Annotated in this window: 14 protein-coding genes and 1 pseudogene; 9 read left to right on the top strand and 6 right to left on the bottom strand. The window is 62.4% G+C overall.

Features of this window, described 5'->3' with window-relative positions; all coding sequences use genetic code 11:
* Positions 1 to 7: 7 nt before the first annotated feature.
* The 3 genes and pseudogenes from aroQ to HX786_RS14465 all read right to left on the bottom strand — a co-directional run bounded on the left by aroQ (position 8) and on the right by HX786_RS14465 (position 4,412).
* Entirely contained in the window at positions 8 to 463 is a 456-nt protein-coding gene (gene aroQ / locus HX786_RS14455; RefSeq protein WP_003217307.1) for a type II 3-dehydroquinate dehydratase, read from the bottom strand.
* A 264-nt stretch (positions 464 to 727) separates the two neighbouring features.
* Positions 728 to 1,222: pseudogene (locus HX786_RS32320) on the bottom strand (methyl-accepting chemotaxis protein); the annotation flags it as partial.
* A gap of 1,519 nt (positions 1,223 to 2,741) precedes the next feature.
* Entirely contained in the window at positions 2,742 to 4,412 is a 1,671-nt protein-coding gene (locus tag HX786_RS14465) for a PleD family two-component system response regulator (protein WP_008439016.1), read from the bottom strand.
* A 274-nt stretch (positions 4,413 to 4,686) separates the two neighbouring features.
* Here HX786_RS14465 and HX786_RS14470 point away from each other — a divergent pair, with 274 nt between their 5' ends.
* From HX786_RS14470 to HX786_RS14490, 5 genes are all read left to right on the top strand, one after another.
* On the top strand, positions 4,687 to 5,754 hold the full coding sequence (locus HX786_RS14470) for a DUF2333 family protein (RefSeq protein ID WP_003217301.1): 1,068 nt from the start codon (positions 4,687 to 4,689) through the stop codon (positions 5,752 to 5,754).
* A 2-nt stretch (positions 5,755 to 5,756) separates the two neighbouring features.
* On the top strand, positions 5,757 to 6,293 hold the full coding sequence (locus HX786_RS14475) for an NUDIX hydrolase (RefSeq protein ID WP_008439015.1): 537 nt from the start codon (positions 5,757 to 5,759) through the stop codon (positions 6,291 to 6,293).
* 297 nt (positions 6,294 to 6,590) lie between these two features.
* On the top strand, positions 6,591 to 6,962 hold the full coding sequence (locus HX786_RS14480; RefSeq protein WP_003217297.1) for a translation initiation factor Sui1: 372 nt from the start codon (positions 6,591 to 6,593) through the stop codon (positions 6,960 to 6,962).
* A 212-nt stretch (positions 6,963 to 7,174) separates the two neighbouring features.
* Positions 7,175 to 9,088 carry an arginine decarboxylase gene (gene speA / locus HX786_RS14485; RefSeq protein WP_003217295.1) on the top strand — a complete coding sequence of 638 codons (1,914 nt, stop codon included), beginning with the start codon at positions 7,175 to 7,177 and terminating at the stop codon, positions 9,086 to 9,088.
* Between the two features lie 181 nt (positions 9,089 to 9,269).
* A complete protein-coding gene (locus HX786_RS14490) occupies positions 9,270 to 10,133 on the top strand; it encodes an alpha/beta hydrolase (protein WP_008439014.1) in 864 nt (287 codons plus the stop codon).
* Here HX786_RS14490 and HX786_RS14495 read toward each other — a convergent pair.
* The 3 genes from HX786_RS14495 to HX786_RS14505 all read right to left on the bottom strand — a co-directional run bounded on the left by HX786_RS14495 (position 10,117) and on the right by HX786_RS14505 (position 12,515).
* Positions 10,117 to 11,463 (bottom strand): MATE family efflux transporter, encoded by a 1,347-nt coding sequence (locus HX786_RS14495; RefSeq protein WP_177080367.1) that lies wholly within the window; start codon positions 11,461 to 11,463, stop codon positions 10,117 to 10,119. The genes HX786_RS14490 and HX786_RS14495 overlap by 17 nt on opposite strands.
* Positions 11,464 to 11,627: 164 nt before the next feature.
* Positions 11,628 to 11,930, bottom strand: coding sequence for a DUF6124 family protein (locus HX786_RS14500; protein ID WP_023659366.1), 303 nt, complete (start codon positions 11,928 to 11,930; stop codon positions 11,628 to 11,630).
* Positions 11,931 to 12,224: 294 nt separating this feature from the next.
* Positions 12,225 to 12,515, bottom strand: a complete 291-nt coding sequence (locus tag HX786_RS14505; RefSeq protein ID WP_003212934.1) for a hypothetical protein — start codon at positions 12,513 to 12,515, stop codon at positions 12,225 to 12,227.
* Between the two features lie 162 nt (positions 12,516 to 12,677).
* Here HX786_RS14505 and HX786_RS14510 point away from each other — a divergent pair, with 162 nt between their 5' ends.
* Genes HX786_RS14510 through HX786_RS14525 form a run of 4 tightly spaced genes read left to right on the top strand, consistent with a single transcriptional unit; the run spans position 12,678 to position 14,962 of the window.
* Positions 12,678 to 12,983 carry a MazG-like family protein gene (locus HX786_RS14510; RefSeq protein ID WP_008439012.1) on the top strand — a complete coding sequence of 102 codons (306 nt, stop codon included), beginning with the start codon at positions 12,678 to 12,680 and terminating at the stop codon, positions 12,981 to 12,983.
* Entirely contained in the window at positions 12,980 to 13,729 is a 750-nt protein-coding gene (locus HX786_RS14515; protein ID WP_076017967.1) for a methyltransferase domain-containing protein, read from the top strand. Before HX786_RS14510 ends, HX786_RS14515 begins: the two co-directional genes overlap by 4 nt.
* Before the next feature lie 24 nt (positions 13,730 to 13,753).
* Positions 13,754 to 14,359 (top strand): DUF4136 domain-containing protein, encoded by a 606-nt coding sequence (locus tag HX786_RS14520; RefSeq protein ID WP_008439011.1) that lies wholly within the window; start codon positions 13,754 to 13,756, stop codon positions 14,357 to 14,359.
* 45 nt (positions 14,360 to 14,404) lie between these two features.
* Entirely contained in the window at positions 14,405 to 14,962 is a 558-nt protein-coding gene (locus HX786_RS14525) for a DUF4136 domain-containing protein (protein WP_003212927.1), read from the top strand.
* Positions 14,963 to 15,045 lie beyond the last annotated feature (83 nt).

Here is a 15,045-nt window from a genome sequence, read left to right on the forward strand (position 1 = left end):
GGGTCGGTCAGGGGCGCTTGGCCGTGTCTTCAAGCTGTTCCAGGGCGGCCTCCAGGGCCAGTCGGTAACCGCTGGCGCCAAGGCCGCAGATCACTCCTACCGCAACGTCGGAGAAGTAAGAGTGATGGCGGAAAGGTTCGCGTTTGTGCACGTTCGATAAATGCACTTCGATGAATGGGATGCTCACCGCCAGCAGCGCGTCACGTAATGCAACGCTTGTGTGCGTAAAAGCGGCGGGATTGATCAGGATAAAGTCCACGCCTTCGCTGCGCGCGGCATGGATGCGATCAATCAGTTCGTACTCGGCATTGCTTTGCAGGTAGAGCAAATGGTGGCCGGCATCACGTGCCCGTCGTTCCAGATCGAGGTTGATCTGTTCGAGGGTCACTGCCCCGTAGACGCCCGGTTCGCGGGTGCCGAGCAGGTTCAGGTTGGGTCCGTGAAGAACCAGTAAGGTCGCCATCGGCTGTTCCTTGTTATTGATGTGGGCACGGTAGAACCCGGCGACTATGCCGCAAAGGCTTTGTGACTGTCCAGTTCTATGCAGTAGGCAGCACGATTAGCGAGGATTGCGCAAAATATGTGACCGCAAGGCTGAATCCGGTCAGTGTGGGAGCTGGCTTGCCTGCGATGGCGGTGGTTCAGCCGCCACATGCGTTGACGGGTGCGCCGCCTTCGCGAGCAAGCCCGCTCCCACATTTTGATCTTCACAAGACGGGAGAGCCGGTCAGACGCGGAATGCCTGCACGGCGGTGTTGAGTTGCCCGCCTAGTACCAATAAGTGCTCGCCCTGGCGGCGTCCCTGGCCAATTCGCAGCAAGTTGTCCTCGCCCAACTGGTGAATCCTCTCACTGTTATCGCGGATTTCACTCACGGCGCCACTTTGCTGGGCCGTCACATCGGCGATCCGCACGGCGGTGTCGGAAATGGTCTGGATCGCCCCGACGATTTCATCCAGCGCGCCGTCAGCCGCCTGGGCTTGTTCGGCAGTGGCCTCGGCGTGTTCGACCTGGGCACGCATGCCTTCCACCGATTGCCGGGCGGCGGTTTGCAGGCCGGCGATCAGGTGCTGGATTTCGGCGGTGGCGCCAGCGGTGCGCTGGGCCAGGGAGCGCACCTCATCGGCCACCACGGCGAACCCGCGCCCGGCTTCACCGGCCCGGGCGGCTTCGATGGCGGCGTTCAGCGCCAGCAGGTTGGTCTGGTCGGCAATCGAGCGAATCACCGTGAGTACGCCGCCGATGGTCGCGGACTCTTCGGCGAGTTTCTCGATCATCTGCGCATTTATCTGCACTTCGCCGACCAATGCGTGCAACCCGGTCAGGCTCAGGCCGATTACCCGTTGGCCCTGCTCGACGGCCTGGCCCGCGCTGCGGCTGGCCTCGGCAGCCTGGCTGGCGTCGCCGGCAACCTGCTGGATAGTCGCTTCCAGTTCGCCCAGGGAATCGCGAATTTGCGCGGTATCACCGGCCTGGCGCTCGGCCCCGTCGTGCATGCCGCTGCTCAACTCCGCCAGCGCGCTGCTGCTGCCGGCCACTTGCTCGGCGTTGCCTCTGATGGTGCCCACCAGGTCCACCAGGTAGGCGCGCAGGCGGTTCAGGGACTCTTCGATATCGTGCAGTTCGCGGTTGGTCTTGCCCAGGGCAATGTGTTGGCTGAAGTCACCTTCGGCCCAGGTGGACAAGGCCGGCGCCAGGTTGGTCAGCACCCGCGCCAGGCGCCGCTGCAAGGTGTCGATCAAGAGGGCGATCAGCAGAATCAGGCCGATCATCACGCCTTGCATCAGCCGCACTTCGCCCTGGATCTGCGCGTGCTGGGCGCGCACCACAGGCTCCAGCCCGGCGATGGCTTGCTGCACGGCGTTGATTTTCAGGTGGGTGGCGGTGGCCAGTTCGGTGCGTTGCTGGATTTGCTCGCGGGTGCGTTTCAGCTCGGCGGGGTAGCGGGTCAGCAGGCTGTTGAGTTCGCGCTTGAGGTCGACGCCGGTGTCCTGGGCCACGGTTTTTTCAGTGTTTTCCAGGCCCATCATGGCCGAGAAATCGTCGGTACTGGACTCGCTGCTGGTGGTCACCCCCAGTAATGGCAGCTGCCCCAGCACGTCAGCCTGGCTGCGGATATTACTGACTTCGCGCTCCACATCGTCGGCCAGTTCGCTGCGCCCGCTGCTCACCAGCTTGTCCCGGGCCAGGGAGAGTTTCGCCAGGTGCTGGGACGCAGCGAGCAACGGCGGCAGATAGCGCGCCGCCTCGGGCGTACTGACGCCGCTGGCGTACTGGTTCAGTTGCTCAAGGTTGGCACCGAGTTCGCGTTCGGCTTGCAGCAACAGGGCTTGCGGGTCGCCGGCCAGCTTACCGGCGGCCAGCAGGTCGGTCTTGCCGAAGGTGTCCAGGTCGGCAAGGCTGGGACGCAGGTTTTGCGCCAGCTCTGCGGGTAACTCATCCAGCTGCTGTAACAGGTTTTCCAGGCTCTGGCTGGCGCCGCTCAGGCGCAGGGCGTCGCCGCTGGCGAGGTAATCGTCGATATTGCGCGCGGCCTGGTTCTGGAACGTCTGCGACAGGCCAAGGTAGCGCTCCATCAGCAGGTAAGGCCGTTCCAGGGCACGTTGCGACCACCAGAGCGTAGCGCCCAGGGCCAGGCAAACGGCGACCAGAAGGAGGGTGTTCAGATTCGTCAGCAGCTTCAGGCGCATGCGTGGTTTCAACCGACAGCAGAAGTAAGTGCCTGAAGTTATTGCGTTTCCATTACAGAGTTATGACGGATTCGGTGGATTCCGGTGAAAAGGTGGCACTTTGCTTTGATGCACGCGCCGACATCACCCGGTTACGCCCGGCATCCTTGGCGCGGTACAGCGCCTCGTCGGCCTGGGCCGCCATCATCAGGCTGTCGGAGCCATCACACAGCTCCACCACGCCGGCACTGAACGTGCACCACAAATCCTGGGGCTGGGCGGGATAGTGAATCTCGGCAAAGCGCCCGCGAATCTCGTCAAGTACTTGGCAAGCCCTGTCGAGGTCGGTGTCGGGCATCACGATGGCAAATTCTTCGCCGCCGTAACGGCCTATATAGTCGGTCTTGCGCAGGCGCTGCTTGAGAAACAGCGCGAGGCTCTTGATCACCCGGTCGCCCATGGGGTGGCCGTGGCTGTCGTTGACCCGCTTGAAGTGGTCGATGTCGAGCATCGCAAAGCTCAGTGGCTTGCTCTCGCGTCGCGCGCGGAAGCTGCAGTCTTCGAGCAGTTGCAGGATGTGGGTGTGGTTGTACAGCCCGGTGAGGCTGTCGCGCACCATCCGCGCCTTGAGGTTGCGTGCCCGCGCGGCGCGGTTGCGTACGGTGGTGATCAGGTGCCGGGGCTTGATCGGCTTGGTGAGGAAGTCGTCGCCGCCTTCGCTCATGGCGTCCAGTTGCTTGTCCAGGTCGTCTTCGGCCGAGAGATAGATGATCGGCACGCTGACGTAGCGGTCATTGTGACGGATCACCTTGGCCAGCTCGGTACCGGTGCAGGCCGGCATATACATGTCGAGGATGATCAGGTCGGGCTGGAAGTCCGCCAGCTCGGCCATGGCCTGGATCGGTTCGATCAATGTGCGGGTGACGATGCCGGCGCTGTTGAGCAGGCGCTCGGTGTGCATCGCCTGGGCCCGCGAGTCGTCGATGATCAGCACTTTATAAGGTTCGTACTGGGCGACGCAGGTCAGCACTTCGATTTTTTCCAGCAGGCTCGACGCCTCCAGGGTGCCGGTGAGGAACTCCTGGCCGCCGGCGCGCACGGCGGCCAGGCGGGTGGGGGTGTCGGTTTCGTGCAGGCTGAAAAACAGCAGTGGCAGCTTTTGCTCCAGGCCTTCCTGAGCTTCGGCGGCGAGCTTCAGGCCGAGGCCGGCGCCGCAAAAATCCACATCCATCACAATGGCCGCCGGCAAGCGCTCGGCCATGGATGAGCGAAACGCCGCCACGCTGTCGAGGGACTGGGCGCTCAAGCCGAAAAATTCCAGCTGCTTGGCCAGGCGGTCGGCGCGGTCGTGATCGGCCAGCATCACGTAGATCGGCTTGCGCATCGGCGGCAGCAGGGTTTGTTCCAGCTGGTCGCCCTGGCGCAGCCCGGTGCGCGACAGGCGCTGCATCAAACGGTTGAGTTCGGTGATCAGGTGGCTGCTCAGGCGGCCGCGGTTGTCGTCCACCGCCTTGAGTGAAGCGCCGATCTGGTGCGCCAGCTGGCCGTGTTCCGGCTGCTCGAAGCGCTCGGCAAAACGCAGCAGGCGCAGGTTGGCCTCACTGAGCTCGGACAAGTCAGTGGTCGACCATTCGCTGCGTTGCAGGCGCTGCCAGATCTCAAGAATTTGACGTGCCTGATGAATTACCCGCTGGGCAAAATGGTGCTTGAGACGCTCACGGCTGGGGTCTTCTGGCTCGGTCATATCCTGACTACTAGTTAGGCTGCATGCTGAGGTCGAACTGATGGCTCTATGCTAGCACCTCTTTTCCGTTGCACGAGTGTCATACGTCAATTAACTGCAAGGTCGCAGAGATTCATTTATCGACCATGCAGTCGCGCGGGCGTAAACAGCGTGCATCCTTTATAGTCGAACCGCGTACTCGCGCCACCCTGGCTAAAAGCGCCGCACTGCTCGGCACGATGGGGCAGGGTTGTGGTCGTAGCTATTGAACTCAAGTGATTGAAAGGATATCGCCATGCTGGACTGGAAAAACCGCGCAGGCAGTGCAAAGGGCCCGGCCCCTGAAACCAAGTCGGCCCCCCGCAGCTATTTCCGTAACCTGCTGATGAGCCGCGCGTTGCTCTCGCTGGTTGCGTTGTACCTGTTGGTCACCGGTGCCCTGGGTTGGTACTGGAGCGAAGAGCCTGCGTTGTTCCCGGTCCAGCAGAATGCGCAAATTGCCGCCGAGAAGGACGGCAAGCAGATGGTGGTGGGCTTTACTACCGTCGAAACCCTCAAGACGGTGGTGGGCACCCTGCTGAACAAGCCGGGTGGCTACATTTCCAACGACCGTTTCCCGCCGGGCCTGTGGATGGACAACATGCCAAGCTGGGAGTACGGCGTACTGGTGCAGGTGCGTGACCTGACCCGTGCCCTGCGCAAGGACTTCGCCCGCTCCCAGTCGCAGTCGGCGGAAGACGCAGACCTGGCCAAGGCCGAACCGCGCTTCAACTTCGACAACAAGAGCTGGGTGCTGCCGTCCAGCGAGTCGGAATACCAGGAAGGCATCAATTCCCTGAGCCGCTACGAAGCGCGCTTGTCCGACCCGAATCAAAAAGGCGCGCTGTTCTATGCACGTGCCGACAACCTCAACAACTGGCTGGGTGATGTGGCGACCCGCCTGGGCTCGCTGTCGCAACGGCTGTCGGCCAGTGTGGGGCGGGTCAAGCTCAACACCGCGCTGAAAACCGAAGCGCTGGCGCCGGGTGAAGTGCCGCAGGTCGACGAAGAAGTGGTGGAAACCCCATGGATGCAGATCGACAACGTGTTCTACGAAGCCCGCGGCCAGGCCTGGGCCCTGTCGCACCTGCTGCGCGCCATTGAAGTCGACTTCGCCGATGTGCTGGCCAAGAAGAACGCCACCGTCAGCGTGCGCCAGATCATTCGTGAGCTGGAAGCTTCGCAAGAGCCGGTATGGAGCCCGATGATTCTCAACGGCAGTGGCTTTGGCATCCTGGCCAACCATTCGCTGGTCATGGCCAACTATATTTCCCGGGCCAACGCTGCAGTGATCGACCTGCGTCAGCTCCTGAACCAGGGTTGATGATGGACGCTTCCACCAGGGAGGCAGCGCACCGCGCCGCCTCCGACGCCGAACTGATTGCCTGGGTCGACGAGCAGGACAACCTGCTCGGCAGCCTCGTACGTTCCGATCTGCGCCGGCGCGGGCTGATCGGGCGCTGCACCTTTATCTTCCTGTTCAACTCGGCCGGTGAGCTGTGTGTGCACCGGCGCACCCTGAGCAAAGCCATGTACCCGGGTTTCTGGGACACGGCGGCGGGCGGAATGGTGGCGGCCCACGAGTCCTATGCCGAATCGGCGGCCCGTGAGCTGGAAGAAGAGTTGGGCGTCAGCGGCGTCGAACTGACCGCCCACGATCACTTCTACTTCGAAGACGGCGACAGCCGGCTCTGGTGCACCTCGTTCTCGGCCGTGTGGGACGGGCCGCTGCGAATCCAGCCGGAAGAAGTCATGGAGGCGCGCTTTCTGCCCCTGGCCACGGTGCTTCAGGAGGCCGAGCAAAAGCCCTATTGCCCGGATGCCCAGGAAGGGTTGCGTCGTTATTTGGCCCTGCGTCGCTAAAGTTGCATAAATTGGCGCCATTTGGCTCTTAGCAAGGGGCGTTTTTGCCGTTACACTGCGCGACTTTTCAGGCTGAACCGCTGTTGTTCCACCCTGTAGGAGCGAGCTTGCTCGCGAAAAACGTAAGCACGACGCGTGCTGTCTGAAGGCCCGCGTTATCGTTGACGACCTTCGCGAGCAAGCTCGCTCCTACAGTGGTTTGAACATCGGCGGCTCAGTAGCGCTGCCCCTGCCTGAGTGGGGCTTCGCGGTCGATGATCCCATCGATCAGTCTTTGTCCTCCCAAGAGGATTGCCGGTGGCCAAAAAAGCCGCATCCTTCGCCGCCCTTGGTGGCCTGGTATTTTCCACCGACGCAGGTCGACACTGCCCGGACTGTCGCCAGCCCGTGGACGCTTGTACCTGCAAAACAACCCTGATTCCCGAAGGCGATGGTATTGCCCGCGTTCGTCGCGAGAGCAAGGGCCGTGGCGGCAAGACAGTGACCACCATCACTGGCGTGCCCCTGGCCGAAGAAGCCTTGAAGGAACTGGCCACCACGCTGAAAAAGCGCTGTGGCACCGGTGGCGCCCTGAAAGACGGCGTGATCGAGATCCAGGGCGACCACGTCGAGTTGCTGTTGGCCGAGCTGATCAAGCTGGGTTACAAGGCGAAGAAATCCGGCGGCTAGCAGCCTCTGTGAAAACCACCCCGATAGCCCGCTGGCTGAACGCGAACTGTCGTCTCCATGGTTTTCACAGAGCCTGTTCCTGACCGGTGTCTAAACTCTGTCCTGCAAGTGGGGTCTACCCCTCTCACAGGCAAATCGTCATTTTAATTCTTTAGACTGCGCCAGCCTCTGATCAGGCCGGTGCACTTCGACTTCATTTATAGGGGACTTCGATGTCCGTACGACGCACACGCAAAGACGATGGCAGCCAATGGACAGTTGCGGACAGCCGCAGTGTTTACGGGATTCGCCATTGGGGGGCCGGGTATTTCGCGATCAATGATGCCGGTCGCGTTGAAGTCCGTCCGAACGGCCCGAACAGCACGCCTGTGGACCTGTACGAGCAAGTCGACGAGCTGCGCAAAAGCGGCCTGTCCCTGCCGTTGCTGGTGCGCTTCCCCGACATCCTGCAAGACCGCGTGCGCCAGCTGACCGGCGCGTTCGACTCCAATATCGAGCGCCTGGAATACCAGAGCAAATACACCGCGCTGTACCCGATCAAGGTGAACCAGCAGGAAGCGGTGATCGAGAACATCATCGCCACCCAGGACGTGTCCATTGGCCTGGAAGCCGGCTCCAAGCCCGAGCTGCTGGCCGTGCTGGCCCTGGCCCCGAAAGGCGGCACCATCGTCTGCAACGGTTACAAGGACCGTGAGTTCATCCGCCTCGCGCTGATGGGCCAGAAGCTGGGCCACAACGTGTTCATCGTGATCGAGAAAGAATCCGAAGTCGGCCTGGTGATCGAAGAAGCCGCCAACCTCAAGGTCAAGCCGCAGGTGGGCCTGCGGGTGCGCCTGTCGTCCCTGGCGTCGAGCAAGTGGGCGGACACCGGCGGCGAGAAATCCAAATTCGGTCTGTCGGCGGCGCAATTGTTGTCGGTGGTCGAGCGCTTCCGCGCGGCGGGCCTGGACCAGGGCATCCGCCTGCTGCACTTCCACATGGGTTCGCAGATCGCCAACCTGGCCGACTACCAGCACGGGTTCAAGGAAGCCATTCGTTACTACGGCGAACTGCGCAACCTCGGCCTGCCGGTAGACCACATCGACGTGGGCGGCGGCCTGGGCGTGGACTACGACGGTACCCACTCGCGTAACGCCAGCTCGATCAACTACGACATGGACGACTACGCCGGCGTGGTCGTGGGCATGCTCAAGGAATTCTGCGACGCGCAGAGCCTGCCGCACCCGAACATCTTCTCCGAGAGCGGCCGTTCCCTGACCGCCCACCACGCCATGCTGGTGGTGCAAGTTACCGACGTCGAGAAGCACAACGACGACGTGCCGCTGATCGAGAACAAGGAAAGCCTGCCGGAAACCGTGCAATGGCTGGTGGACCTGCTGGGCCCGACCGACATTGAAATGGTCACCGAAACCTACTGGCGCGCCACTCACTACATGAGCGACGTGGCAACCCAGTACGCCGACGGCAAGATCACCCTGGCCGAGAAGGCCCTGGCTGAACAATGCTACTTCGCCGTCTGCCGCCGCCTGCACGACTCGCTGAAAGCCCGCCAGCGTTCCCACCGCCAGGTGCTGGACGAACTCAACGACAAGCTGGCCGACAAGTACATCTGCAACTTCTCGGTCTTCCAGAGCCTGCCGGACACCTGGGCCATCGGCCAGGTGCTGCCGATATTGCCGCTGCATCGCCTCGACGAAGAACCGTTGCGCCGTGCGGTGCTGCAGGATTTGACCTGCGACTCCGACGGCAAGATCAAGCAGTACGTGGATGAGCAAAGCATCGAGACCAGCTTGCCGGTGCACGCTGTGAAAGAAGGCGAGGACTACCTGCTGGGGATCTTCCTGGTGGGTGCCTACCAGGAAATTCTCGGCGACATGCACAACCTGTTCGGTGACACCGACTCGGTGAACATCTACCAGCGTGACGACGGTTCGGTGTACAGCGCCGGGATCGAGACCCACGACACCATCGAAGACATGCTGCGCTACGTGCACTTGTCGCCGGAGGAGTTGATGACTCACTACCGTGACAAGTGCGCCAGCGCGAAGATCACGGCGGCGGAGCGGACTCAGTTCCTGGATGCGTTGCGTCTTGGTTTGACGCGTTCGTCGTACCTGTCCTCGTAAGGACACCGCTCCCAGGCTGACAAAGATCTCAATGTGACAGAGATCCAGTGTGGGAGCGGGCTTGCTCGCGAAGGCGGTGTGTCAGTCGATACATGTGCAGACTGATACACCGCCTTCGCGAGCAAGCCCGCTCCCACATTTGGATCGCCGCAAGTCCTGCAGTTTTTATAGGGCCTGAATAATGTCGAAAAAACTCCTGCAAGTGTTCACTCTGGCCATCGCGACGCTGCTCGCAGCCTGCTCCCCGATCAAAGTGCTCAACGCACTCACCCCCACCAGCACCTTCACCAAAACATCCGCCATCGCCTACGGCGATGACCCCCGCCAGAAACTCGATATCTACCGCCCCGTCACCGCCTTGCCCGACGCGCCCGTCGTGGTGTTTTTCTATGGCGGCAGCTGGAACAGCGGCTCAAGGGATGACTACGGTTTCGTCGGCGAAGCCCTGGCTTCGCGCGGCATCGTGGTGGTGATCGCCGACTACCGGCTTTACCCGCAAGTGCGCTACCCACTGTTTTTACAGGACGGCGCCCAAGCAGTCGCGTGGGCGTATCAGCACAGTGCCGAATACGGCGGCGATCCCCGCAAGCTGTATGTGATGGGCCACAGTTCCGGTGCCTACAACGCCGCAATGCTGGCGCTGGACCCGCAGTGGCTGGCCGGGGTTGGCCTGTCGCCGTCAGTCTTCAAGGGATGGATCGGCCTCGCCGGGCCGTATGATTTCCTGCCGATTGAAAACCGCGATGTGCGGCCGGTGTTCTTCTACCCGGACTCGCCGCCCGATTCCCAACCCATCAACCACGTGAGCCAAAGCGCGCCCCCCAGCCTGTTGATTGCTTCGGTGGACGACAACCTGGTCAACCCCAAGCGCAACACCGGCGGGTTGGCGAAAAAGCTGCGAGCGGCGGGTGTGCCGGTGGAGGAGTTCTACTTCACCAAGACCAGCCACGCCACATTGGTGGCGTCGATGTCCCGGCCGCTGCGCTGGCTGGCGCCCGTGCTGGACCGGGTCACGGCGTTTATCACGTTCACGCCGGGCCAGTAAGCCAGCGGTCCTGCTTGTTCAGGCGCCAGGCAATTGCCCACAGCGTCAGGCTGCGCAGGGCCATGAACAACAGGAAGGTTATCCACAAGCCGTGGTTGCCCAGGCCCTGCAAGGCCCAGGCGAAGGGCAGCACAATCACCACCGTCAGCAGCATGCCGTTGCGCATTTCCCGGGCGCGGGTGGCGCCGATGAACAGGCCGTCCAGCAGGTAGCTCCACACGGCGATCAACGGCAGTACGGCGAGGTAGGGCAGGTAGATGTCGGCGGTTTCGCGCACGCTCGGGATATCGGTTTGCATGGCGATAAACAGGTGGCCGAACACGGCGAACAGGATCGCGAAGCCGATACTCGCCAGCAACGACCAACCACAGGCCACCACCAGCGAGCGGCGCAAGGCCTGGCGGTCGTGGGCGCCGATGGCGTGGCCGCACAAGGCTTCCACGGCGTGGGCCAGTCCGTCCAGGGCGTGGGCCGTCAGCAACAGACCATTGAGCAGCAGCGCATTCGCCGCCACCGTGGCATCCCCCAAGCGAGCGCCTTGCACGGTGATCATGAAAAACACCGATTGCAGGGCCAGGCTGCGGATGAAGATATCGCGGTTCACCGCCAGCAGCGGGCGCCAGCTTTGCCACAGCTTGAGCGCGGCCCAGGCGATATGGCCGGGGTAGGCGCGCAGGGCTTTTTGGGTGAGGGCCAGGCCGAGCAGGGCGCCGGTCCATTCGGCGATCACCGAGGCGCGGGCCGAGCCGACCACGCCCCAATCCAGACCCAGCACGAACCACAGGTTGAGCGCGATGTTCACGAGGTTGGTGGTCAGCAGAATCGCCAGCGGCGCGCGGGCGTTCTGGGTGCCAAGGAACCAGCCCACCAGCGCATAGCTGGCCAGCGCTGCGGGCAGGCCGAGGAGCCGGGTGTGGAAGAATTCGCGGGTCAGCTGGTTCAGTTCGGGCGAGGGCTGCATCCAGTCCAGCACCAGGCCGCTTAACGGAATGCCGATGCTGCCGAGCACTATGGCCAGGCCCAGCGCCAGCAACAGCCCCTGCAACAGAATCTGCCGCAGCGCCGCGCCATCACCACGCCCGGCGGCCTGGGCGGCAAACCCGGTGGAGCCCATGCGCAGGAAGCCCATGGCCCAGGCGAGGAAGGTGTACAGGCTGGCGCCAACGGCCACGGCGCCGAGTTGGTGGGCGTGGGGCAGGTGGCCGATGACCATGCTGTCCACCAGCGCCACCAGTGGTACGGAGATGTTCGACAAAATCATCGGCGCGGCGAGGGCCCACACGCGGCGGTGGGTGGGGCGGTCGCGCCAGTCGGTTAGCAGGGAAGTCATGCGGGCTCCTTTGGGGAGCGGTAGTGTAACTGTCCATTAGCTACGCCGCAGGGCCAATGTGGGAGCGGGCTTGCTCGCGAAAGCGGTGTGTCAGTCGCCGGATGTATTGGCTGATCCACCGCTTTCGCGAGCAAGCCCGCTCCCACATTTTTGACCGCGTAGTGTCAGGTTTTGCGCGGGTGCAGGCATTCGATGGAGCGGTCGACGGTGGTCTTGGCAATTTCCAGCAGATGCCACACCGCCAGGATCTTCGCGCGCTGCGGGCTTTCCAGCAGTTCGCCGCAATCAAGCGCAGTCGCCGAGGCGCTGCTGAGCAGGCTGGCGGTGTAGAGCAGGGAATCTTCGAAGCTCAGGTCTTCGTTGATGGTGTGGAAGCCTTGGGATGGCAGGTAATGTTCGAGGGCGCGATTGAAGGCGGCGCGGTCGTTGAGGAGGTCGCTGGGTGGGTCGGGGACGAGCTTATGCATGGTGTAACTCCACTAGTAGGTAAGGAGCTGACACCCGCGCGACTAAACGAGGGTGGCGGCTGTACGCAGGTTAGTCGACCGGCTAGTGGAACCCGGCGCACCCGAAGGTGCCCTGCGCACAGCCGCCATGAAGCATGGCGACAACTTGCGCTCACTAATTCCGGGCGACTAAACCCGATCACTGATATGCAGTGAAGGGCCGAAGACTAGCCACCCATCCCAACAGGCACAAGGCCGAAAGATTGTCTCGGAAACGTCCCTCAAATTAAAGGGATTTACCCTGCTGGCCCTTTATTAATGCACCACCCAACTGAGCACCCAGAGCCCGAGCATCAACCAGATAATCCCCATGATGATTGAAGCCCGCATAAACGCGCGCACCGCCGAGTACAGCAGCATCAAGCCGATAATCAGCATGAGGATGCTGATGATCGAGGTGTCCATCCCCAAGGATCTGGACAGCCCGTCGACAAAGTCGCCGCCCGCGTGGGACAGGGTATTGAACAGCCCGCTGAACAACTCGACGATAAAGTGGATGATCTGGCCGATCTTGAGACCCAGCCATCCGAAAAAGTCTGTTTGCATGTGTGTGTCCTGATAAGACGGTGGGCGTAGCTGCCGAACCTGAGCCTTTGTTCGTTATTGGCCCAAGCTAGTTCCCTTCTAGCATAGAGGTTTACGGGCCGCAGGGATTCACTTGCCTTCGCGCGGCTTGCGCCCGAAGCTATACACCTTCAGGAGCCCCCCATGAACCTCGATCACCTCACCGAACGCCTGCACCGCATCCGCGATACCAACGACTGGAAGCAGTTCCACAGCCCCAAGAACCTGGCCATGGCCGCCAGCGTCGAAATGGCAGAGCTGGTGGAAATTTTCCAATGGTTGAGCGAAGACCAGTCGCGCGAGTTACCCGCCGACAAACTCGCCCATGCCGGCCAGGAAGTGGGTGACATTGTGCTGTATCTGCTGCTGTTGTGCAGTGAATTGGGGTTGGACATGGATCAGGTGGTACAGGCCAAGCTGGCCGACAGCGAACGGCGGTTTGCCAAATGAGCGACCGTCATTTCGACCAGTTGGCCACCCGTTTCGCCGAGAAGATCTATGGCGGTGCCAAGGGCGCGATTCGCCTGGCGGTGCTGCAGGCCGACCTGATTGAAGCGCTGCCGGACCGCCCGTTGCGGGTACTGGATATCGGCGCGGGGCTGGGCCATATGTCGCTGTGGCTGGCCGAGCGCGGCCACGATGTAACCCTGGCCGAACCCGCCGAGCCGATGCTCGAAGGCGCGCGCCAGCGTTTCGCCGAAGCCGGGCAGACCGCCACCTTCATTCAGGCACCCTGGCAGGACCTGCTGGGCCAGCTCACCGAACCCTATGACCTGGTGCTGTGCCACGCCGTGCTGGAATGGCTGGCCGAACCCCATGCGATCCTGCCGGTGCTGCACCAGTTGACCGCGCCCGGTGGCTGGCTGTCGCTGGCTTTCTATAACCGCGACGCCTTGATTTACCGCAACCTGCTCAAAGGCCACTTCCGCAAAATGCGCAAGAACGACATGGCCGGCGAAAAGCAGAGCCTTACGCCGCAACAACCCCTGGACCCACGGGAGTTGGCGACGCAACTAGAGGGCCTGTGGCAGGTCGAAACCCAAAGTGGCGTGCGGGTGTTCCACGACTATATGCCGGTGGAATTCCAGGCCCGCGCCGAGTTGCAGGATTTGTTGGAGATGGAGCTCGCACACCGTCGTCACCCAAGCTTTGCCGGACTTGGGCGTTATTTGCACTGGATCTGCCGTCCGGTTTAAGCGGCCCAGTCTGCGGAGGTCGAAATGAAGCGCTGTCTTGGACTGATCCTGCTGGGCCTGGGCCTGGCGGGTTGCCAAAGCCCCAACCCGTATGTGGCGGCGTCTGCCCCGATGCCGCCGGCGCCTGCCCAGGCGGCCAACACCTTTGATGCCAGCGCCTACCCGGCGCCGGTGCGCGACTACGGCGCGTACCGCAGTTGGGCCTGGCTCAACAACCAGCTGCCGGCAGGCTCGGCCTGGGCGGATTCGGCGCAGATTGCCGAGGCGGTCAGCGGCGCCCTCGACCAGCGCGGCCTGCGCCCCTTGCATGACAACCGCGCCCCCGACCTGCTGGTAAGCGCCGACGTGCGCCTGGAAAAACGCCTGCGCCAGGTCCAGGACGACTATGGCTACGGTTACGGCGGCTATAACCGCTACGGCAACGGCTACGGCATGTACAACACGGTGCCGGTGGTACGCACTTATGAAGTGACGGTGGCCGTGGCGCGCATCAGCCTGTTCGACGCGCGCACCCGCCAGCCGGTATGGAGCACCAGCGCCGAAACCACGAGCCAGGGCAGCCTCAGCGAGCGCGCCGACTCGCTGCGTGAGGCGATGCAAAAGGCAATGACTGCCTACCCACCCAGTTAGCAGCTATTCTCATCTCAGGCCCGGATTGTCTTTTGGAGAAAAACCATGCTTCGTCGTATTGCTGCACTTGCTGTTGTTGTGTTGCTGGGCGGTTGCCAGACCAGCCAGGTCAACCATGATTTCGACGCCAGCCGGGACTTTGGCGCCTACCGCAGCTGGAGCTGGAAAGAACCCGCGCTGCAATACCGCCCGGATGACCCACGGATCAAGAGTGACCTCACCGAACAACGCATCCGCCAGGCCGTGGGCGAGCAGCTCGACCAGCGTGGCCTGCGCCCTGCCGCGCCGGGCACCAAGGCTGACCTGAATGTACAGACCTACCTGATCGTCGAAGACCGCCAGCAACAAGTCACCACCAATTACGGCGGCGCCTGGGGCGGCCCGTGGAATGGTTATTGGGGCGCGCCGATGTATAACGAAACCCGCAACATCACCTACAAGGTCGCGACCATCCAGATTGACTTGCTCGACGGCAAGGATGGCAAGCTGGTGTGGCGTGGCAGCGATGAGCAGATCCTCGCCAGCTCGCCTGAACCCCAAGACCGCAGTGCCGCTATTCGTGCCACGGTGACCAAGGTGCTTTCCAACTACCCGCCGCATTGATCGCCTGATCAGCCCTCCGCCAGTCGTCGATCTATGGCGACTGGCCTGCAGCCCCCGCCGCTCTTGACTACACTCCCAAGCAA

Source organism: Pseudomonas sp. 21615526 (assembly GCF_013386245.1).
GTDB lineage: Bacteria > Pseudomonadota > Gammaproteobacteria > Pseudomonadales > Pseudomonadaceae > Aquipseudomonas.

Bases quoted from the DNA above. Each gene is read 5' to 3' on its own strand.
- HX786_RS14490 (WP_008439014.1), top strand. From the start codon at position 9,270: ATGTCGAAAAAACTCCTGCAAGTGTTCACTCTGGCCATCGCGACGCTG.
- HX786_RS14505 (WP_003212934.1), bottom strand. From the start codon at position 12,515: ATGCAAACAGACTTTTTCGGATGGCTGGGTCTCAAGATCGGCCAGATC.
- HX786_RS14475 (WP_008439015.1), top strand. From the start codon at position 5,757: ATGGACGCTTCCACCAGGGAGGCAGCGCACCGCGCCGCCTCCGACGCC.
- HX786_RS14470 (WP_003217301.1), top strand. From the start codon at position 4,687: ATGCTGGACTGGAAAAACCGCGCAGGCAGTGCAAAGGGCCCGGCCCCT.
- HX786_RS14520 (WP_008439011.1), top strand. From the start codon at position 13,754: ATGAAGCGCTGTCTTGGACTGATCCTGCTGGGCCTGGGCCTGGCGGGT.
- HX786_RS14500 (WP_023659366.1), bottom strand. From the start codon at position 11,930: ATGCATAAGCTCGTCCCCGACCCACCCAGCGACCTCCTCAACGACCGC.
- HX786_RS14510 (WP_008439012.1), top strand. From the start codon at position 12,678: ATGAACCTCGATCACCTCACCGAACGCCTGCACCGCATCCGCGATACC.
- aroQ (WP_003217307.1), bottom strand. From the start codon at position 463: ATGGCGACCTTACTGGTTCTTCACGGACCCAACCTGAACCTGCTCGGC.
- HX786_RS14495 (WP_177080367.1), bottom strand. From the start codon at position 11,463: ATGACTTCCCTGCTAACCGACTGGCGCGACCGCCCCACCCACCGCCGC.
- HX786_RS14525 (WP_003212927.1), top strand. From the start codon at position 14,405: ATGCTTCGTCGTATTGCTGCACTTGCTGTTGTTGTGTTGCTGGGCGGT.
- speA (WP_003217295.1), top strand. From the start codon at position 7,175: ATGTCCGTACGACGCACACGCAAAGACGATGGCAGCCAATGGACAGTT.
- HX786_RS14465 (WP_008439016.1), bottom strand. From the start codon at position 4,412: ATGACCGAGCCAGAAGACCCCAGCCGTGAGCGTCTCAAGCACCATTTT.
- HX786_RS14515 (WP_076017967.1), top strand. From the start codon at position 12,980: ATGAGCGACCGTCATTTCGACCAGTTGGCCACCCGTTTCGCCGAGAAG.